Source organism: Ruegeria sp. EL01 (assembly GCF_900313035.1).
Classification (GTDB): domain Bacteria; phylum Pseudomonadota; class Alphaproteobacteria; order Rhodobacterales; family Rhodobacteraceae; genus Ruegeria.
The window spans coordinates 132,136-151,537 of sequence record NZ_OMPS01000048.1; the positions used below are offsets into that span (position 1 = coordinate 132,136).

Genomic DNA, 19,402 nt, shown 5'->3' on the forward strand with positions numbered 1-19,402 from the left:
CCCATTAGTCCCTTTTCTTGCGCGAATGCGGACCCTTCTGGATCACCTCTTGCAGGCGGTCGGCATAATCCTGACGTTCGTCGTCGCTCATTGCAGTGATCCGGGTCAGCCACTGCGCCTGTAAAGCAGATTGCAGATCTGCTGTTGCCTGAGCCTGTTGCTGCAGCAGTGCTTCAACCGCATTGGGATCGAACGGTACAGCGCGCAATGCCCGGCTGATCGCTTCAAACCCCTGAGTTCGTGCCTTTGAACCTTCCCCGTGCAGACCGGACAATTCACCCCGCATTGCTTTGCGATGTTCTTTAGGAAACGCGCGGTAAAGTGCCGGTCCAAAGCCCGGCGGAACCTTGGCGTGATCACTGCCCTTCACACGCAGGACCGTTCCGACGGCAACACCAACTATCAACAGATTCAGGGCCAGCGACACGATCAGCAACCCTGACATCCATCGCCGTTTTGTTTTGGGTTCAGCGCTCATTCCGTATTCTCCAGAAAACTCGTATCAAATCCGAGGTCAGCCACCAGATAACTTGTATCCTGCGACGTCAGCAGATTGGCCGGATCGGGCAAGAATGTCGGGGCTGCAAAGCCGATCCAGACGCCAGCCGCGCTGGCCGCGACTAGACCGCCAAAGCCTTGCCACCCACCAATAGTCTCAAAAAACCGCGCCCAAACATTGCGCCTTGGGGGCGTCTTTGGATTCAAAGCTTCCAACCGAACCGCTTCGGCGTCGGTTTGGATACGCACAACCAAATCATTGGACAGCGTTGGGCGATCTCGCCTTGCGTCGGCAAACAGATGATCCAGTTTCAGGTCTTCATCAGCCATCGTCATACCCCAATTCATCTCGTCGATCGGCTAGTATCGCAGCCAAAGATCGTTTTCCACGTGCCGTCAGGCTTTCGACCGCTTCGACTGAAATACCCATGATCCCGGCGATCTCGGGGTTGGGCAATTCTTCGATATGGCGCAAGACCACCGCCTGTCGTTGCCGTTCCGGCAATTCCGCCAAAGCCAGCTGTAGTGCATCTTTGCGGGCCTCATCCTGCAATCGGTCAACCACGCTGGCCTTGCCGTCTTCGGGCTCGGGCACATCTGACAAGCTGTCAGGCTTTTTCTTGCGCCGGATATCGACACACAGATTCAAGGTCACGCGATACAGCCATGTTGACACTTTGGCGGTTCCCGGCACCCATTCCGGCGCCATCTGCCAAAGCCGCATCATCGCGTCCTGTGTTACATCTTCGGCCTCGGCACGGTTCCCTAGCATACGCAAAGCAACCGAAAAACTGCGTGGTCCCAGGCGATCTGTCAAAACGCGCGCCACCCCGGCATCACCATCGGCAAAGCGCCTCAGCAACATATCGTCGCTGAGGTCGTTCGCGGCGACATCAACGCCGCGAACATCTTGCGGGTGGGAGGTCAGATCCTCCATCCTGCATCAGTTATTGTCAGAATCCGCCGCATCATGTTTCTTTTTGTGACGGCCCATCTTGTCCTTTGCATCGGCAAATTCCTGTTCCGAGATCCCACCGCTGTTGTCCGCATCGATCCGGTCAAACATCTTGTCAGCCCGGCGCTGTTTCGGCAACTCGTCTTCGCTCAGATATCCATCGTTGTTGGCGTCGTGTTTTTCGAACATCTTCGCGACGCGGTCATTGGTGCGTTGCTGTCGGGCCGCCTGTACTTCTTCGACGCTTAACTGACCGTCCCCATCGGTGTCGGCATTGGCGAAACGCTGGCTGCGTTGGGCCTGCATCTCTTCCTGTGTCACTTGGCCATCACCATTGGCGTCAAGTTCCTCGAAAGACACTGGTTCGCGGTCTTTTGGACCTGCCGCCAAAACGGATGTGCCTGTGATTGCGACCGCCGAAAGAACTATGGCCGGAATGAACTTTGCGTTTTTCATATCGGTTTTCCCTTGCTGGCGCGACCTTATTGCCGCTGCTCATATCTATTCAAACGCGGCACCTGCGGGTTTCCGTCGCAAAAAAGAAAAATCTTTTCGGCTCGCCCGGCAATGCACCTTTATTGTTTTCGCTCAACCGGGCGGCGCAAAGCGACGCACCCCCCTTTATTATCCACCAAATCAGGCGCACTATCTGTCAAACATGAATGCGCGAGTTGTATTATGATGGATCAAACGATCGACACGACGACCGAAAATGAGCGTCCGACATGGCCTGCTCTGGTCAAAGGGTTTCGGTGCAAATGCCCAAGTTGTGGCGAGGGCAAGATTTTGCACAGCTACCTGAAAGTCAATGACACCTGCGCGAACTGTGGAGAAGAGTTGTTCCATCATCGCGCCGATGATGGACCTGCCTATTTGACGATCTTGCTGGTCGGGCATTTGTTGGCACCAGCCCTGCACGTGTCATATGTACATTGGCGCCCTGATCCATGGACAATGGCCATCAGCTTGTCGATCGCTTGCGTTGCACTGTCCCTCTTTCTTCTCCCGCGCCTAAAGGGGGCCGTTGTTGCTTATCAATGGGCGCGGCGAATGAACGGGTTTGAAAAATCCTCGTAACGTCGACGGGCAGATCAGGCAGGGCATGACCATAGACAAAACCGCAATCCGGAACGCAGCCACAGTCATTGTGCTGCGTGATCGCATGACTGACCCTTCGATCCTAATGGGTCAGCGTGGTGCAAAAGCGGCCTTCATGCCTAACAAGTTTGTCTTTCCGGGTGGCGCCGTTGATCCAGCTGATACTGACGTGCCATTGGCCACCCCGCTTCCTGATTTGTGTCATGAGCGTCTTTCTGAGAAATCCGAACACGGCATGCAGGGTGCATTGGCTGCCGCCGCTATTCGGGAGTTATGGGAAGAAACAGGCCTGATTCTGGGCCAGCCGGGATCATGGCCTCAGACTGCGCCGACCGACTGGCAAAGCTTTGCCCAAAAAGGGTTCCTGCCATCTGCGGCTGCATTGCAGTTTGTGTTTCGCGCTGTCACGCCACCGGGTCGTCCACGCCGGTTCGACGCCCGTTTCTTTCTGGTCGATGCAGGTGCGATACAAGGCGATCTGGACGATTTCAGCCACGCCTCGGACGAGCTTTCCCATTTGCAATGGGTTAAACTGGATAGAGCACGCGATCTGGACCTGCCGTTCATAACCGAGGTTGTTCTGGCCGAGATCGCGGATCGTATCTCGGACCCGGAACCACCCGAATCCGTCCCATTTTATCTAAACAAAGAAGAGCAGAGCCTGTTTCTACGGCTCAAAGGGTATCCCATGCCCGAGATTGACTGAGGTTGCCGGGGCTATTTCATCCGGCTCACAACCACAGTCACTTCGGGTTTTTTGCCAATTTCAGATTTTGCGGTTTGGCGCGCAATCCGGCGCATTTCTTCTTCCAACCTGTCATCATCGCGCAATGTCTTGGCTCCGGCGCGCATCAGAAACTGGTTGAGGTCTTCTTCCAGAACTTCGACCAGTGATGCACGCGATGTCCCAATCTCTGGCAGGCCCATCGTGTCGCACCATGGCTCACCCAGCGGCTCATCCTCTTCGTCCAGGATGACCGTGACAGTGATGTGCCCGTTCAGCGCCATGCGAATACGATCTCGCACAACACCGTCCAGCGCGCCAACCTTGACGGACCCATCCAGATAAGTTCGACCGGTCTCGACAAAATCCACGACCTTGGGCCCATTGCCAGTCAGGTCCAACATTGTTCCGTTCACCGCCAGCACTCCGGTCCGGCCGCCCGCTTCTGCCAGTTTGGCATGCTCGCGCAGATGTCGGTGTTCACCATGCATCGGGATGACCATCTGTGGGTCAACCAGACCATGAACCTGTTCCAGATCGGGGCGGTTGGCGTGGCCCGAGACGTGGTACAAACCCGCGCCGTCATCGACCACATCCACACCTTTTTCGCTAAGCTGGTTCATGATGAAAATCACACCACGCTCATTCCCGGGAATGGTTTTGGACGAGAACAAGAACAGGTCGCCCTCTTTCAACTCCAACCCACGGTACTTGCCCCGCGCCAGTTGCGCGCTGGCCGCGCGGCGTTCCCCCTGGCTGCCTGTGACGATCAGCATCAGGTTCTGGCGCGGCAGATCCAGGGCTTCTTCGGCGCTGATCACGCGTGGGAAATCGGACAAGATGCCGGTTTCGGTCGCAGCCTCGATCATTCGACGCATGGCGCGGCCCAACAGCACAACTGAGCGCCCGGCTCTTTCGCCTGCCTCGGCCAGTGTTTTGACCCGCGCGACGTTGGATGCAAACGTGGTCGCAACCACCATGCTTTCCGCGTTTTCGACCAGTTTGGTGATCTCGGGGCCCACTTCTGACTCAGAACGACCGGCATGGGTTGAAAACACGTTAGTACTGTCACATACCAGCGCCTTGACGCCGGGCTTGGCCACTTCGGCCCACAGTTTTTGGTCAAAGGGCTCGCCCACAACGGGGTTCGCATCCAGTTTGAAGTCACCGGTATGCACGGTCCGGCCCGCCGGCGTATCGATCACCAGCGCAGCGCTTTCCGGAATCGAGTGGGACACCGGCAAGAAGCCTACTTTGAAGGGACCAACCGAGATTTGTTCGGGCCAGGCCGAGGCGGTATGAACCGCGTCTTCCGGATGGCCATGTTCTTCCATCTTGCGACGCGCAATGTTGGCCGTAAACGCCCGCCCATAAACCGGGGCCTTCAATGCGTCATAGCAATGCGCAACAGCACCCACGTGGTCTTCATGCGCATGCGTGACAAAGACAGCTTCTAACTGGTCCGCACGTTCCCGCAGCCACGAAATATCGGCATGGATCAGATCCACGCCTGGCGTTGTGTCCATATCCGGGAATGTCACACCCAGATCCACAAGGATCAGACGCTCCTTCCCGGGTTCGCCATAACCATAAACGTAGGCGTTCATGCCAATTTCGCCTGCGCCGCCCAGCGGCAGGTAGATCAGTCTTTCGCTGCTCATGTCGACCCGTTTTCCTTGTTATAGCGATGGATCACGGTCAGGCCGTGCATCGTCAAATCGTCTTCGATTGCGTCGAACCCTACGTCGGCCTGATCGAACAGAGGTGCAAGACCCCCGGTTCCAACGACTTTCATCGGCATTCCGTATTCCGTCTTTATGCGGGCAATAAGCCCCTCGATCAGCCCGGAATAGCCCCAATACACGCCAGACTGGATGCAGCCAACCGTATTCGTGCCGATAATTTTATCCGGGCGGGTAATGTCGATATGCGGCAACGCTGCGGCCCCCTGGTGCAAGGCCTCAAGACTGAGGTTCACACCGGGTGCAATGATCCCCCCGACATATGCGCCATCCGCTGCCACCACATCAAAATTGGTCGCTGTGCCAAAATCCACGACGACGATGTTGCCACCGTGGCGGTCAAAAGCGGCGGCTGCATTGGCCAAGCGGTCCGGGCCCGGAACAGTCCCTTCGTCAATTCGAGGGTTCACCGGCAGCAGGCATTCAGGCTTACCGACCACCAAGGGGCGGCAGCCAAAAAAGCGATCCGCAAAAACACGTAGGTTGAACACAACACGCGGGACGGTTGATGCGATGATCACATCTGCGATGTCCGCCTCGATCCCGTAATGTTTCACCAGCGTCGAATACCACGTGAAATAGGCATCCGCCGTTCGTGCATGGTGGGTCGACGTACGCAAAGTGCGAAGGAACTTATCGCCATCCCAAATCGAGAAGACGGTATTGGTGTTGCCGCAATCAATGGCCAGAAGCATCTGAGCCCCTTTCAGAAAAACACATCCGCCGCCGGAATGCTGACACGGCCTTTTGCGGTGTTTAAGACAAGGTTGCCCCCCGCGTCCACTGTTTCAAAGGTTCCTACGGTCTCGGATGTTGCGGTACGTGCGGTGATGACTTCGCCCAACCGGGCAGCACGGGACAACCAGGCAACGCGGATCGGCTCGAACCCATAGGTGGTAAACTGGGTTTCGTTTCGCGCGTAAGCAACCGCCAGTTCTGTCAGGAAATCCTCGGGCGAGACAAGTGCTCCGGTTTCCGACAGCAGTGAGACAGGGCGCACAGCGCGGGGTTCTACCATTTCGACGCCGGGGGCCTCGGCCAGATTCACACCAATACCTACAGCAAGATGTGAAACGCCGCGCCCCTGCCCCATGCTTTCAAGCAAAATGCCCGCCAATTTGCCCCCGTTTAAGAGAACGTCATTTGGCCACTTCAAAGACAACCCAGTGGCGCGCCCCGTCACGGCGACACAGGCATCAAAAAGCGCCAAAGCCGCCACGAAACTGCGCAGCGCAATCTGGTCGGGCGTCCCTTGCGGGCGCATCAACAGCGTGGCAGCCAGGTTGCCTTTTGGGTTGGTCCAGGCGCGGCCGCGTCGACCGCGCGCGGCGGTTTGACGATGCGCCATGAGCCACACAGGTCCTTGAGCAGTTGGGGCGATACGCGCAGCCTCGTTCAACGTGCTGTCGACCTCGTGCAGCACATGCAGTCCATATCCCTGCGGCCAGTCGCTCATGTCAAAAAGGCCCGGTCTTCGGAACGAGCCCCTTGTGTCGGAAGAATGCGATGATCAGTTGACAAGCGTCGCTGCCGCTGCTGCCGCTGCGCCCTCGATGCCGAACTGGTAGAAGACACCGATCAGCATCAAAGCCGCCGATCCCATCAAGGCCACCCACAATACAGGCGTCGAACGTGTTTCGATCGGTTCTTCGTTTTCGTCCCCAAAATACATGTAGAACACGATCCGAAGATAATAAAACGCCCCGATCACCGAAGCAATCGCCGAAACGATGACCAACCCGGTCAGCCCTGCGTTGACACCGGCCTGCCAAACACCGAACTTGGCAAAAAAGCCCAGCATCGGCGGTACCCCCGCAAGGCTGAACATCAGGATCAGAACAGCCAGCGCCTTGCCCGGGTCGCGTTTCGAATACTGGCGCAGCGCGTCAATATCAGTGACGGGCTTGCCATCACGTTCCATCATCAGAATGAACGCGAACGTGCCGATATTCATCGTCACATAGATCGCCAGATACATCAGCATGGCCTTGATACCCAACTCGGTACCTGCAGCCAGGCCGATCAGGGCATAGCCCATATGAGCGATCGACGAAAACGCCATCAGGCGTTTGATGTTGCGTTGCCCGATTGCAGCCACAGCACCCAACAGCATCGACAAGACGGACAATAGGACGATGACCTGCTGCCAGTCTTTCACCACTCCGCCGAACGCATCGTGCAGCACCCGGGCAAACAGCGCCATCGCAGCCACTTTGGGTGCGGTTGCAAAGAAGGCCGTAATCGGCGTCGGAGAGCCCTCGTAAACATCAGGAGTCCACATATGGAACGGCACCGCCGAAACCTTGAAGGCCAGACCCGAAATCAGGAAGATAAGGCCAAACAGCAGGCCAACCGAAACGTCTTCGTGATGTACGGTCTGGATAACGCCCGAGAACAGTGTTGTTCCGGTGAAGCCATACACCAACGATGCACCGTATAGCAGCAGGCCCGAGCTGAGCGCGCCAAGAACGAAGTACTTCAGACCGGCTTCGGTCGATTTTGCACTGTCCCGGCGCAACGCGGCCACGACATAAAGCGCCAATGACTGCAGTTCCAAACCCATATAAAGCGACATCAGATCGCCAGCACTGACCATCATCATCATGCCAACGGCTGCCAGCGCCACCAGCAACGGGTATTCGAAGCGCAACAGATCCCGACGCGCCATGTAATCCTGGCTCATCACCAAAACAGAGGCTGCCGATAACAGGATCACAACCTTGGCAAAGCGGGAAAAGCCATCATCGATGAACATGCCGTTGAAAGCCACATTCGTGCCGTCTCCATTGGTGGCAATCCAGAACGCCAACAGTGCCATCAAACCTGCTGTCGTCCAGATCAACACCGGAGCAAGCGCATCCTTTGTGGTGTAGACAGCCCCAATCAGCGCCACCATCGCATAGATCGCCAGAATGACTTCCGGCAGGATAATTGTCAGATCAGCCTGGATCATGTTTCCAAAGCTCCCTTAATGCGATGCGGCCGTCTGGGTCACGGCCTCAGCCGCGGCCAGAGCCGTGTCATAGTTCGAAATCAGCGCGGCGGTCGAATTGCCGATCACATCGGTCACCAGCGACGGATAGACCCCCAGCAAGATCGTCATGATGATCAACGGCGCAAAGATCAGACGCTCGCGCGAGGTCATGTCTGTCATGGCCTTCAGGCTCTCCTTGATCAGATCGCCAAAGACCACCCGACGATACAGCCACAGCGCATATCCGGCCGAAAAGATCACCCCTGTTGCGGCGACGGCCGTCACCCAGGTGTTGACCTGGAAGGTGCCCATCAGCGTCAGGAATTCACCAATAAATCCACTGGTGCCCGGCAAGCCAACATTGGCCATCGTGAACAGCATGAAGACCAATGCATAAGCCGGCATGCGAATAACCAGACCGCCATAAGCTTCTATGTCGCGCGTGTGCATCCTGTCATAGATTACGCCAACACACAGGAACAACGCTGCCGAGATGAACCCGTGGCTGAGCATCTGGAAGATCGCACCGTCAATGCCCTGCTGGTTCGCCGCAAAAATCCCCATGGTCACAAAGCCCATATGCGCGACCGAGGAATAAGCGATCAGCTTTTTCATATCCTCCTGCACCAGCGCCACCAATGACGTATAAACAACCGCAATCGCAGACATCCAAAGCACCACATCTGTCATCACTGCCGAGCCCACTGGGAACATCGGCAAGCTGAACCGCAAGAAGCCGTATCCGCCCATCTTCAACAAGATCGCCGCCAGCACGACCGAGCCCGCCGTCGGGGCCTGAACGTGCGCATCCGGCAACCAGGTGTGTACCGGCCACATCGGCATCTTCACCGCGAATGAGGCAAAGAACGCCAGAAACATAAGCGTCTGCAATCCACCAACAACGTATATGCCCAGAACGCTGAACCCTTCGGATGAGAACTGATGGGTCATCAGCGCCTCGATATCCGTGGTTCCGGCATCGGCATACATTGTGACCATCGCCACCAGCATCAGAACCGAACCGAGGAACGTATAGAGGAAGAACTTGAAGCTGGCGTAGATCCGGTTCGCGCCGCCCCAAATACCGATAATCAGGAACATCGGAATCAGGCCTGCCTCGAAAAACAGGTAGAACAGCACCAGGTCCAGCGCCATGAAGACGCCCAGCATCAGGGTTTCAAGCAGCAGGAAGGCGACCATGTATTCTTTGACACGTGTCGTCACGTTCCAGCTGGCAAGAATGGTCAGGGGCATAATGAAGGTGGTCAGCAGTACAAACAGAACGCTGATGCCGTCAACGCCCATCTTGTACTTCAGGCCCATCAGCCACTGCCCTTCTTCCACCATCTGGAAGCCGGTGTTGGACGGATCAAAACCGGTGTAGATGCCAATCGACACAAGGAAGGTGACCGTGGTGGCCAGCAACGCGATCCACTTAGCATTGCGTTGTGCTGCCGCGTCGTCCCCGTGCAGGAATAATGCAAGAATGCCAGCTGCAATGGCCGGGATGAAGGTGACGATCGAGAGGATGTTGTCCATTAGTGCGCCCCTCCGCCGATCGACATCCAAGTAACCAGAGCGGCTATGCCCAGAACCATCCAAAACGCATAGGTAAAGATATACCCGGTCTGCGCTTTGCCCGCGAGGCGCGTGAAGAAGGGAACTACGCCCATTGCCACTCCGTTCAGGAAGCCGTCGATTGTATTGCCGTCCCCGCGCTTCCACAGGAACCGGCCAATTGCCAAGGTGGGTTTAACGAAGACCGCATCGTAGATTTCATCAAAGTACCACTTGTTCAGCAGGAACAGGTACAGCGGTCGCTGGTTCGCAGCCAAACGCGCGGGCAGCGAAGTGTTCACAATGTAGAACCAATAGGCCACGATGAAGCCCAGTGCCATTGCGACAAACGGTGAGACCTTGACCCAATTCGGAGCGGCATGCGCATCGTCCAGAACATGGTTGTCCGGCGCAATGTACAAGGCACCCTCGCCCGGCTCACCAGCGAAGACATAGTGGTGGTCACCACCATGGGCCGCTTTGTCACCCTGCGCAGCGTCATCGCCATGGCCGTCATCCGCGTGCGTTTCATCTGCATGCGCGTCTTCACCATCGGTCGTATCAGCAGGGCCGTGATCACCACCCTCGGCATGCTCGGATGCCTCAGCCACCGGAATGCCATAGAACTTGCCGACTTTATCCGTATGACCAAAGAAGTTGCCGTACCAAATCATCCCGGCAAAGACCGCGCCCAAAGACAGAACGCCCAGCGGTATCAGCATGGACATCGGGCTTTCATGCGCGTGCTCATGCGTATGCTTGTCGCCCCGCTCTTCGCCATAGAATGTCAAGAAGATCAGCCGCCAGCTGTAGAAAGAGGTAAATGCAGCGGCGATCACCAGCATCCAGAACGCGTATCCTGTGCCGCCCGCAAAGGCGCTTTCAATGATCGCGTCCTTGGACAGGAACCCAGCAAAGCCAATCTGCGTCAGCGGAATGCCCACACCTGTGATGGCCAGCGTTCCGATCATCATGGCAGCGAATGTATAGGGAATTTTCTTCCGCAAGCCGCCGTATTCCGTCATCTCCTGCTCGTGATGCATCGCGTTGATGACTGAGCCGGCCCCAAGGAACAATAGTGCCTTGAAGAAAGCGTGTGTCAGCAGGTGGAACATCGCCGCCGAATACATGCCTACGCCAGCCGCCACAAACATGTAGCCCAACTGAGAACAGGTCGAATACGCAATTACGCGCTTGATGTCAGTCTGAACCAAACCCACGGTCGCGGCAAAGAACGCTGTCGAAGCACCCAAGAAGGTGATGAACCCAGTCGCACCCGGTGCGAATTCCATCAGCGGTGACATGCGGCAGATCAAGAAGACGCCAGCGGTTACCATGGTCGCAGCATGAATCAGGGCCGATACCGGTGTCGGGCCTTCCATCGCGTCCGGCAACCATGTGTGCAGGATCAGCTGCGCCGATTTACCCATCGCGCCGATGAACAGCAGCACACAAATCACCTCGATGGCGCTCCATTCACCCCAAAGGAAATGCAATTGCGTTTCTGCCAGTTTCGGGGCCGAGGCAAAGATGTCCGAAAAGTTGATGCTGTCTGTCAGGAAGAACAGCGCAAAGATACCGAGCGCAAAACCAAAGTCCCCGACACGATTGACGATGAACGCCTTCATCGCTGCGGCATTGGCGGTCGGTTTGCGATAGTAGAAGCCAATCAACAAATAGGATGCGACACCCACGCCTTCCCAGCCAAAGAACATCTGCACCAGATTATCTGCCGTCACCAGCATCAGCATGGCGAAGGTGAAGAAAGACAGATAGGCGAAGAAGCGCGGCTTATAGCTCTCGCCTTCGCGCCATTGCGGATCATGAGCCATGTAGCCGAAGGAATAGAGGTGCACGAGCGCCGAGACGGTGGTCACCACGATCAGCATGATCGCTGTCAGTCGGTCCAGACGCACGGCCCAGCTTGTCGACAGCGAACCGCTCTCGATCCAGCGCATGATCTCGATCTGCTGGGTGACACCGTCGAAGGTTAGGAAAACGATCCAAGACAGCAGGCAGGCCAGAAACAGCAGACCCGTGGCGGTCCACATCGCGGCTTTTTCACCGATAAATCGCCAGCCAAAGCCGCAAAGCAACGCGCCCACCAGCGGGGCAAAGAGGATGGTGGTTTCCATATTCTCTTACCCCTTCATCATATTGACGTCTTCAACCGCGATGGTGCCACGGTTGCGGAAGAAGCAGACCAGAATGGCCAGACCAATCGCCGCCTCGGCCGCTGCCACGGTCAGAACAAACAGCGTAAACACCTGCCCGACCAGATCGCCGAGGAAGCTTGAGAACGCCACAAGGTTGATATTCACCGCCAGCAGCATCAATTCGATGCTCATCAGCAGGATGATGACGTTCTTGCGGTTCAGGAAGAGACCGAAGATGCCGATGACGAACAGCGTCGCCGCGACCGTAAGATAGTGTTCAAGTCCGATCATTAGCCAGTCTTCCTATCAATGAAATCCAAGATCGCGACGCCGTACACATCCTCTACTGCATCAATTGCCGCGTCGATTGCTTGAAAGCGATCCAGTGTTTTCCTGCCATCCAATTCGCTGGTGAATGCCGAAGCAGATGCAGCTTTGATCCCTTCATCCGAAAGGAAAACTCCGGCTTGCCTTGCTTCAACGATGAACCTTGCCAAGATCTGAGGCAGTACGCTGCCTTGCTCACCGGAGGCAACAGCATCCACATACTCCGCCCAGTACTTAGTACCAGCGAAGAAAGTGCCGTTGAACCCGTTGTCGACTATTTCACTCACAACCCCTGCCCCGGTTTCACGTCCTTCAGCTCCATCGCCTTGGCTGGGTCGCGCATCATCTGGCCGATGATGTCCTGCCGCTTGATGTCCTTGCGGTGGCGCAGGGTCAGAACAATGGCGCCGATCATGGCCACCAGCAGGATCAGGCCCGCCAGTTGGAACAGAAGGAAGTATTGATCGTACAGGATAACACCCAGTGCTTCGGTGTTGTGGCGGTCCACTGGCACCGGCTGTGCCAGATTGGTCGCTGCGCCCTGTGCGCTGTCCCATGCGCCGAAGGCCATGACAAACTGCATCAGGATGACCAGACCGATCAGCAAAGCCAACGGCATATAGCGCGCCATCTCGGCTTTCAACTCCGCAAAGTCCACATCCAGCATCATCACCACGAAGAGGAACAGAACCGCGACCGCGCCGACATAGACGATGATCAGCAGCATCGCCACAAATTCAGCCCCCAGCAGCACGAACAGCCCCGCTGCAGAAAGAAACGACAGGATAAGCCACAGAACAGAATGCACCGGCTGGCGGCTGATCACCGTGAACAGCCCGCCGGTGATGGCGCTGATGGCAAACAGGTAGAAGGCAAAGACGGTCATTGATCCTCATCCTCGTTATCGCCCATGACCTCTTGCGCCAGTTCCAGCGCGCGGCTCATGGCCGGGATGCCGGCAAAGACCGACATCTGACCGATCGTTTCCACGATCTCTTGTTTCTTGGCACCCGCCTCAAGCGCATGGCGCACAGTCTGACGCACCGCCGCATCCGCTTGCGCGCCCTGACAGGTCAGCCCGGCCAGCGTCAACAGCAGGCGAGTTTTGGCGTCCAGCCCGTCCTTGTTGACTGTGTTGCCGAACATCATCTCCATGACTTCTTTCGGCATGGTCGGCCACAGCGTCTCGAACCCTTTGGGCGAGAAGCTCTCAAGCCCCGGATTCATCGCCTTGGCCATGTCCTGCGCCTGTTTGAGCATCTGTTCAAATGGATTTGTCGGCGTGTCACTCATCTGTACGGCGCGTCCATTTCCAGATTGCGGGCGATCTCGGCTTCCCAACGTTCACCGTTGTCGAGCAGTTTTTCCTTGTCGTAGAATAGCTCTTCGCGGGTTTCGGTGGCGAACTCGAAGTTCGGACCTTCGACAATAGCATCTACCGGGCAGGCCTCTTGGCAGAAGCCGCAATAGATGCACTTGGTCATATCAATGTCGTACCGCGTGGTGCGGCGGCTGCCGTCTTCGCGTGGTTCAGCGTCGATGGTGATGGCCTGCGCCGGACAGATCGCCTCGCAGAGTTTGCAGGCGATGCAGCGTTCTTCACCGTTTGGATAGCGACGCAGGGCGTGCTCACCGCGGAAACGCGGCGACAAGGGGCCCTTTTCGTGTGGGTAGTTGATGGTGGCCTTGGGGGCGAAGAAGTACTTCAACCCCAGCTTCATGCCGACCCAAAAGTCCTGCAGCAAAAAGTACTTGGCGGCGCGGGTATAGTCGATTTGTGTCATATCAGCCTCCTACGCTCCAACGGGCATACGCGCCCCAGAACCAGTCGAATTTCGCTGCAAAGGCCACGAAGACCACCCAAGCCAAAGAGAACGGAAGGAAGACTTTCCAGCCCAGCCGCATCAGCTGGTCATAGCGGTAGCGCGGCGTGATCGCTTTGACCATCGCGAAGAGGAAGAAGAAGAACGCCATTTTGGCGACCATCCACAGGACCCCATCGGGCAGGCCCGGGATCGGCGACAGCCAGCCGCCGAAGAACAGCAATGTAGTCAGCGCGCACATCAGGAAGATGGCGATATATTCGCCCGCCATGAACAGCAGGAAGGGTGTGGCCGAGTATTCGACCTGATAACCTGCGACCAGTTCCGACTCCGCCTCGGGCAGATCAAACGGGGGGCGGTTGGTTTCAGCCAGCGCCGAGATGAAGAACAAGAAGACCATCGGGAAATGCGGCAGCCAGTACCAGTTGAACAGACCTAGATTGCCATCTTGTGCCTGCACAATCGCGCCGAAATTCATCGACCCGGTCGAGAGGATCACACCAATGATGATCAGACCGATAGAGACTTCGTAAGAAATCATCTGCGCGGCGGAGCGCAAGGAACCGAGGAAAGGATACTTTGAGTTCGACGCCCAACCGCCCATAATCACGCCATAAACCTCCAGCGAAGACACGGCGAAGACATACAGGATTGCGACGTTTATGTCGGACAGAACCCAGCCATCGTTGAACGGGATCACCGCCCAGGCGATCATCGCCAGAACAAAGGATGTCAGCGGTGCGAGGATAAAGACAGTGCGGTCGGCCCCGGCCGGGATAACCACCTCTTTCACCACATATTTCAGCGCATCCGCTACGGTTTGCAGCAGCCCGTACACGCCAACGACGTTGGGGCCCCGGCGCATCTGAACAGCCGCCCAGATCTTGCGGTCGCCATAAACAAGGAACAACAGAGAGATCATTACAAAGGCAACAACTGCAAGCACTTGCGCCAGAATGATGATGGCTATTCCGCCTGGGGTGGTAAAGAAATCAGCCATTGGTCCTCACACCGTGGGTATTCCGTTTTCCGCGTGCGATGCAAAGGCCATGTGCCTGCGCATATTGCGGCTGGGTCGGCGCGTTGGTGTAAACAGCATCTGCCGCTATTGTGCCACCCTTTTTGTTCAGCTTCATATGCAAATCACACACGTCCACCCGCCATCTGGTGTCACGCGTCAGCGCGTGTGAATGCGATATGACAACGGTCTGCATCATTCCGCAGCCATCTGTTCGGCTTTGCGCGCCTGTGCTTGCGCCGACAGTTCGGCCATCAATTCTGAGGCGCGCGCAATCGGATTGGTCAGATAGAAATCTTTGATCGCATTGCGGAAAGTCGCCTTGCCCAAAGGTGCCGCGTCCAGAGCCAGCACTTCATTCTCAATCACTTCGTCAAGTTGGGCCAGATGTGGCACGGCTTCGATCAACGCGGTGCGCAGTTGCGCCAATGAGTCGAAGGGTAACGTCGCATCCAGTTCTGCAGACAAAGCCCGCAGGATGGCCCAGTTTTCCTTGGCCTCGCCTGGTGCGAAACCGGCGCGCATCGCCAGTTGCGGGCGGCCTTCGGTGTTCACGAACAGCCCGTTTTCTTCGGTATAGGCAGCGCCCGGCAAGATCACGTCGGCGCGGTGCGCCCCGCGATCGCCATGGCTGCCCTGATAGATGACGAAGGCGCCATCGCCGATTTCGACCTCGTCCGCACCCAGGTTATAGATCACATCCGCAGCACTGACGGCGTCCATGCCGCTTTCGTTGGTGGCACCCACATCCATCGCACCAACGCGCGAGGCTGCGGTATGAAGGATCAGCAGACCGCTCTCGGTATTGATTGCAATGGACTGCGCGGCCGCCAGTACGGCAGCGCCATCCGCTTCTTGCAACGCCCCTTGTCCGACAATGACCAGAGAGCGTTTGCCCTTGATCTGGTCATCACCGCCCATGTCGACGGCCTTTTGTAGCGCAGCGCGGTCATCACCCATATGGTGGTAGCCGTAGGTCAGATCCGCTGCGTGCCCGACCAGCGCCACCTCGGCCCCATGTGCCCAAGCCTTGCGGATACGCGCGTTCAGAACCGGAGATTCATCACGCGGGTTTGTTCCGATCAGCAAAATACGCTCGGCCGTATCGATGTCTTCGATTGCGGCCGTCCCGGCATAGGCCCCACGGTTTCCCGCGGGCAACTTGGCCCCGTCAGTGCGGCATTCAACAACACCACCCTGCCCTTCAATCATCTGTTTCAGCGCAAAGATCGCCTCGACGGGCGCCAGATCACCTACAATCCCGGCTGGTTTTTGAGCTCCTTTGAACGCTTCGGCCGCTTTCGCCAGTGCCTCCGGCCATGTCGCGGCACGCAGTTTGCCGTTTTCGCGCACGTAAGGGCGGTCCAGCCTTTGGCGACGCAAACCGTCCCAGACAAAGCGGGTCTTGTCGCTGATCCATTCCTCGTTCACGCCGTCATGATTGCGCGGCAGGAATCGCATCACTTCGCGGCCTTTGGTGTCGACACGGATGTTGGAACCCAAAGCATCCATCACATCGACAGATTCCGTCTTGGTCAGCTCCCACGGCCGCGCTGTAAAGGCGTAAGGCTTGGACGTCAGCGCACCAACCGGGCAGAGGTCAATGATGTTGCCCTGCAGGTTGGAATCGAGCGTTTCGTTCAGATACGCAGTAATTTCGGCATCTTCTCCGCGCCCGGTTTGACCCATCTGGGTGATCCCGGCCACCTCGGTGGTGAATCGAACGCAGCGGGTGCAGCTTATGCAGCGGGTCATCGCGGTGCCGACAAGCGGTCCGAGGTTCAGATCGTCGACTGCACGTTTCGCCTCTTTGAAACGCGAACCTGCCATCCCGTAGGCCATCGCCTGATCCTGCAGGTCACACTCGCCGCCCTGATCGCAGATCGGGCAATCCAGTGGGTGATTGATCAGCAGAAACTCCATCACCCCTTCGCGGGCTTTTTTGACCATGGGCGAGTTCGTTTTGACCACCGGCGCCTGCCCTTCCGGCCCGGCGCGCAAATCCCGCACCTGCATCGCGCAGGAGGCCGCCGGTTTCGGCGGGCCGCCCACGACTTCGACCAGACACATCCGGCAGTTCCCGGCAATCGACAAGCGCTCGTGGTAACAAAAGCGCGGCACTTCGACCCCGGCCTGTTCGCAGGCCTGGATTAGGGTCATTGCACCATCGACTTCGATTTCCTGCCCGTCGATATTGACTTTGCGGAGGTCAGACATGATTTCGTTAGCCTTTCAGCAATGCACCGATCCTGGTGCTGTTGGCAATCTCGCGACGACCGGCTGCACAGAAAGTACTGGATTCACCAATAACAACTCCGCTTTTCTGGATGTACGCTATTAGGTCATCCTGCGCCCGCTTCCGTGGAATGTTCCTAGCCAGATAACGAAGATCACTCTCAAGATAGCCCTTGGTTTTCAGGTCTTCGTCTAGCACTTTCATCTGGCTTTCAGCAGCAGATCGGTTGAATTTGATTGAGGAACACTCGTCCGAGATTTGTTCCGCTACCGCCGCGGCAAAGGCAAAGTCATACACTTCCGGTGGAATCTCACTCCGGAACTCAGCCCGAGACGCCGCGGATTCGGTGCCATTAGTTGTCGTCGTTTCGCACGCAGAAAAAGCCATGAACAGGGCCAGACCAAACAAACCGTGCATTGGTATCTTTGTGATCATCCCTCAGTTCGCCCTCAAATAAACGCCGATGGCGCTGTTTCTTTCGATTTCCGTACGGCCCAGTGTGCAGAAGGAATTCGGATTGTCATAGGACACGCCGTGCTGCGACAGATAGGCCTCACCCTTGGATCGCATCCGGTTTTTTTCAGAATCAGAGTCCACGTAGGCGCGGATTTCCTTGTCCGAATATCCCAGTTTGTTCGCCTTGGACCGCAATCCCCACATCACCCCGATCGCCTTCATCCGGCGTCCGCTGATCGACGGGCAATAGTCCGAAATTTCGTTTGCAATGGCGATATAGTAGAGTTCGTTGTCGATCTCTTTGACATCTCTCAAGGGCGGTTTTGCTTCTGCCGCCGCCGGGATTGTCATGAGGGCCGCCAGAGCGATTGTTTTTACAAAAGACATGGTTTCTCCTTTCGTCTTGGGTTCCCCAAGACGACGTGCGACCGATTTGCTATGCAATAACAGCCCGAGGATCGTGTCATGATATGCAAAAACACGACTCATGGTCTTTGGCACGTCCCAGCAAATGTCAGCTTGTCATCACTTATCTGCAATTGCTGTGGCTCGGTATCCGGGCCAACTTTCCACTCGATCCGCGACGAGCCGAAATTTTCAATACAGAACTTTGTTCCCTCATAGCGCCCCGCCTCACGGGCGCCGTCCAGCGATGCGGACACACCGTTTATGACCACCGTAAAATTGGCCGGAGAGACTTTCTTGTCCACCACCTTTGCCTTGGCCCGAAAGGACTGACCATCAAACAGAATCCGATCATCGGACGGCCTGAACAATCCACAGGCCGACACCATAAGACACGCAGAAACAAGTGTTGCTCCCGTAAGGACGACTTTATTCAAGGTAACCACCCCCGTTTAGTGGCTGGCCTGAGCGGCTTGTCGAAGTCGACTGAGACTGTAAATCGTGTCTGCATCGTCTTCACTCCGCCGCAACCCGGGCGCACCGATTGTCGCGCCACTTGCTTGCCTGTTTCAATTCATCCCAGCCAAAGGCTTGGGCGTCGGGACCATTTGCCCGCAGCTGGACCAACCGCTCTAACGCTTCTTCGAGGGTCGGTTTATGCCCAGCGGGCACCCACCACATCACAAAATGCTGGTCACCCAGTACCTCGAACCAGTCGTGTCGGCGATCGTAGAACTGTTTATGGATTGTGCCCCAAACAAAGCGCTCAAGACTTTCGACGTTTTCCCAAACAGTCATATTGGCAACGAATTGCGGGTCGCCGTCGATGTTGTTTTCGGTATTGCCGGTTCCCGGCTCGCCCGATCCTTCCATCATCCAGACAAAGCCCGGCATGCGTTTCCCAAGCCCGTTGATACGGTCGAGGTTGTCCATGAATTCGGCCACACGCGGATCGTCGGTCGGCGCCAGTAAACGCCCGACGTTCAGTTCGGCAAGATGATATCCGTCAGGCTGAATCAAAACGCCGCCACCAGTGCCATGACGCCAAGAGCAATCATGCACACCCATCCGATCACGTAAAAAGTCGAGCGCAGCCCGCTGGTTGGCTTTCCTAGTCCTTGCAGGTGGACCACCAGCATGACAATCCGTGCAACCAACGCAACAGATGCCAACAGATTTACCCAGAAGGGGCTTGCCCCAAGCAAGATCGCAGCCAGCGTCACTGTCAGAAATGCAGGAAGCGTTTCCGTGCCGTTCAGATAGGCGCGGTTCATCCGATAGGCTTTGTCGGAGTAATCCTGCTCTGGCGTAGCCCCTGGCGCCAATCCCTTGCCAGCCTTGGCAAGCGCCGAGAACGGCGACATGAATAGAACGATCAGCGTGAAAATCACCAGTGAGGCGATCGCGTGGGAATACAATCCAAATACATCCAT

General features: G+C 56.7%; 25 protein-coding genes. 2 read left to right on the top strand and 23 right to left on the bottom strand.

What is annotated here, in order from left to right; all coding sequences use genetic code 11:
- Nucleotides 1–4: 4 nt before the first annotated feature.
- Genes D9K61_RS24770 through D9K61_RS24785 form a run of 4 tightly spaced genes read right to left on the bottom strand, consistent with a single transcriptional unit; the run spans nt 5 to nt 1,909 of the window.
- Nucleotides 5–478, bottom strand: a complete 474-nt coding sequence (locus D9K61_RS24770) for a periplasmic heavy metal sensor (protein WP_120635882.1) — start codon at nt 476–478, stop codon at nt 5–7.
- Nucleotides 475–828, bottom strand: coding sequence for a hypothetical protein (locus D9K61_RS24775; protein WP_120636182.1), 354 nt, complete (start codon nt 826–828; stop codon nt 475–477). The genes D9K61_RS24770 and D9K61_RS24775 overlap by 4 nt, the downstream gene beginning before the upstream one ends.
- The gene (locus D9K61_RS24780) at nt 821–1,435 is read right to left on the bottom strand and encodes an RNA polymerase sigma factor (RefSeq protein WP_120635883.1); all 615 of its coding nucleotides are present in this window, start codon (nt 1,433–1,435) and stop codon (nt 821–823) included. The genes D9K61_RS24775 and D9K61_RS24780 overlap by 8 nt, the downstream gene beginning before the upstream one ends.
- 6 nt (nt 1,436–1,441) lie before the next feature.
- The gene (locus D9K61_RS24785) at nt 1,442–1,909 is read right to left on the bottom strand and encodes an EF-hand domain-containing protein (RefSeq protein WP_120635884.1); all 468 of its coding nucleotides are present in this window, start codon (nt 1,907–1,909) and stop codon (nt 1,442–1,444) included.
- A gap of 222 nt (nt 1,910–2,131) precedes the next feature.
- Here D9K61_RS24785 and D9K61_RS24795 point away from each other — a divergent pair, with 222 nt between their 5' ends.
- Nucleotides 2,132–2,530 (top strand): DUF983 domain-containing protein, encoded by a 399-nt coding sequence (locus tag D9K61_RS24795; RefSeq protein WP_120635886.1) that lies wholly within the window; start codon nt 2,132–2,134, stop codon nt 2,528–2,530.
- Nucleotides 2,531–2,555: 25 nt separating this feature from the next.
- Complete coding sequence (locus tag D9K61_RS24800; RefSeq protein WP_120635887.1) at nt 2,556–3,257, top strand: NUDIX hydrolase; 702 nt, start codon at nt 2,556–2,558, stop codon at nt 3,255–3,257.
- 11 nt (nt 3,258–3,268) lie between these two features.
- Here the strand turns inward: D9K61_RS24800 and D9K61_RS24805 are convergent, their stop codons facing one another.
- The 19 genes from D9K61_RS24805 to D9K61_RS24895 all read right to left on the bottom strand — a co-directional run bounded on the left by D9K61_RS24805 (nt 3,269) and on the right by D9K61_RS24895 (nt 19,402).
- A complete protein-coding gene (locus D9K61_RS24805) occupies nt 3,269–4,936 on the bottom strand; it encodes a ribonuclease J (protein ID WP_120635888.1) in 1,668 nt (555 codons plus the stop codon).
- Entirely contained in the window at nt 4,933–5,712 is a 780-nt protein-coding gene (locus D9K61_RS24810; RefSeq protein ID WP_120635889.1) for a type III pantothenate kinase, read from the bottom strand. The genes D9K61_RS24805 and D9K61_RS24810 overlap by 4 nt, the downstream gene beginning before the upstream one ends.
- 11 nt (nt 5,713–5,723) lie before the next feature.
- Complete coding sequence (locus D9K61_RS24815) at nt 5,724–6,473, bottom strand: biotin--[acetyl-CoA-carboxylase] ligase (protein WP_120635890.1); 750 nt, start codon at nt 6,471–6,473, stop codon at nt 5,724–5,726.
- A gap of 54 nt (nt 6,474–6,527) precedes the next feature.
- Nucleotides 6,528–7,970 (bottom strand): NADH-quinone oxidoreductase subunit NuoN, encoded by a 1,443-nt coding sequence (gene nuoN / locus D9K61_RS24820; protein WP_120635891.1) that lies wholly within the window; start codon nt 7,968–7,970, stop codon nt 6,528–6,530.
- A gap of 15 nt (nt 7,971–7,985) precedes the next feature.
- Nucleotides 7,986–9,530 (bottom strand): NADH-quinone oxidoreductase subunit M, encoded by a 1,545-nt coding sequence (locus D9K61_RS24825; RefSeq protein WP_120635892.1) that lies wholly within the window; start codon nt 9,528–9,530, stop codon nt 7,986–7,988.
- Nucleotides 9,530–11,683 carry an NADH-quinone oxidoreductase subunit L gene (nuoL, locus tag D9K61_RS24830; RefSeq protein ID WP_120635893.1) on the bottom strand — a complete coding sequence of 718 codons (2,154 nt, stop codon included), beginning with the start codon at nt 11,681–11,683 and terminating at the stop codon, nt 9,530–9,532. Before nuoL ends, D9K61_RS24825 begins: the two co-directional genes overlap by 1 nt.
- 6 nt (nt 11,684–11,689) lie before the next feature.
- On the bottom strand, nt 11,690–11,995 hold the full coding sequence (nuoK, locus tag D9K61_RS24835; protein WP_005984024.1) for an NADH-quinone oxidoreductase subunit NuoK: 306 nt from the start codon (nt 11,993–11,995) through the stop codon (nt 11,690–11,692).
- Entirely contained in the window at nt 11,995–12,318 is a 324-nt protein-coding gene (locus tag D9K61_RS24840) for a hypothetical protein (protein WP_120635894.1), read from the bottom strand. Before D9K61_RS24840 ends, nuoK begins: the two co-directional genes overlap by 1 nt.
- Nucleotides 12,315–12,917 (bottom strand): NADH-quinone oxidoreductase subunit J, encoded by a 603-nt coding sequence (locus D9K61_RS24845; protein ID WP_120635895.1) that lies wholly within the window; start codon nt 12,915–12,917, stop codon nt 12,315–12,317. Before D9K61_RS24845 ends, D9K61_RS24840 begins: the two co-directional genes overlap by 4 nt.
- Nucleotides 12,914–13,324 (bottom strand): carboxymuconolactone decarboxylase family protein, encoded by a 411-nt coding sequence (locus tag D9K61_RS24850; protein ID WP_120635896.1) that lies wholly within the window; start codon nt 13,322–13,324, stop codon nt 12,914–12,916. Before D9K61_RS24850 ends, D9K61_RS24845 begins: the two co-directional genes overlap by 4 nt.
- Complete coding sequence (gene nuoI / locus D9K61_RS24855) at nt 13,321–13,815, bottom strand: NADH-quinone oxidoreductase subunit NuoI (RefSeq protein ID WP_050602762.1); 495 nt, start codon at nt 13,813–13,815, stop codon at nt 13,321–13,323. Before nuoI ends, D9K61_RS24850 begins: the two co-directional genes overlap by 4 nt.
- A gap of 1 nt (nt 13,816) precedes the next feature.
- Nucleotides 13,817–14,854: an NADH-quinone oxidoreductase subunit NuoH gene (gene nuoH / locus D9K61_RS24860; RefSeq protein ID WP_120635897.1), complete on the bottom strand. Its 1,038-nt coding sequence runs from the start codon at nt 14,852–14,854 to the stop codon at nt 13,817–13,819.
- Nucleotides 14,847–15,071, bottom strand: a complete 225-nt coding sequence (locus D9K61_RS24865; protein WP_120635898.1) for a hypothetical protein — start codon at nt 15,069–15,071, stop codon at nt 14,847–14,849. Before D9K61_RS24865 ends, nuoH begins: the two co-directional genes overlap by 8 nt.
- Nucleotides 15,068–17,089 carry an NADH-quinone oxidoreductase subunit NuoG gene (gene nuoG / locus D9K61_RS24870; RefSeq protein ID WP_120635899.1) on the bottom strand — a complete coding sequence of 674 codons (2,022 nt, stop codon included), beginning with the start codon at nt 17,087–17,089 and terminating at the stop codon, nt 15,068–15,070. Before nuoG ends, D9K61_RS24865 begins: the two co-directional genes overlap by 4 nt.
- 7 nt (nt 17,090–17,096) lie before the next feature.
- A complete protein-coding gene (locus tag D9K61_RS24875; protein WP_120635900.1) occupies nt 17,097–17,543 on the bottom strand; it encodes a DUF5333 family protein in 447 nt (148 codons plus the stop codon).
- A gap of 3 nt (nt 17,544–17,546) precedes the next feature.
- Nucleotides 17,547–17,951 carry a DUF5333 domain-containing protein gene (locus tag D9K61_RS24880; protein ID WP_254055866.1) on the bottom strand — a complete coding sequence of 135 codons (405 nt, stop codon included), beginning with the start codon at nt 17,949–17,951 and terminating at the stop codon, nt 17,547–17,549.
- Nucleotides 17,952–18,049: 98 nt separating this feature from the next.
- Nucleotides 18,050–18,406 (bottom strand): hypothetical protein, encoded by a 357-nt coding sequence (locus tag D9K61_RS24885; RefSeq protein WP_371688496.1) that lies wholly within the window; start codon nt 18,404–18,406, stop codon nt 18,050–18,052.
- Nucleotides 18,407–18,485: 79 nt separating this feature from the next.
- Nucleotides 18,486–18,989, bottom strand: a complete 504-nt coding sequence (locus D9K61_RS24890; RefSeq protein WP_254055867.1) for a DUF3291 domain-containing protein — start codon at nt 18,987–18,989, stop codon at nt 18,486–18,488.
- Nucleotides 18,986–19,402: an MAPEG family protein gene (locus tag D9K61_RS24895; RefSeq protein WP_120635903.1), complete on the bottom strand. Its 417-nt coding sequence runs from the start codon at nt 19,400–19,402 to the stop codon at nt 18,986–18,988. Before D9K61_RS24895 ends, D9K61_RS24890 begins: the two co-directional genes overlap by 4 nt.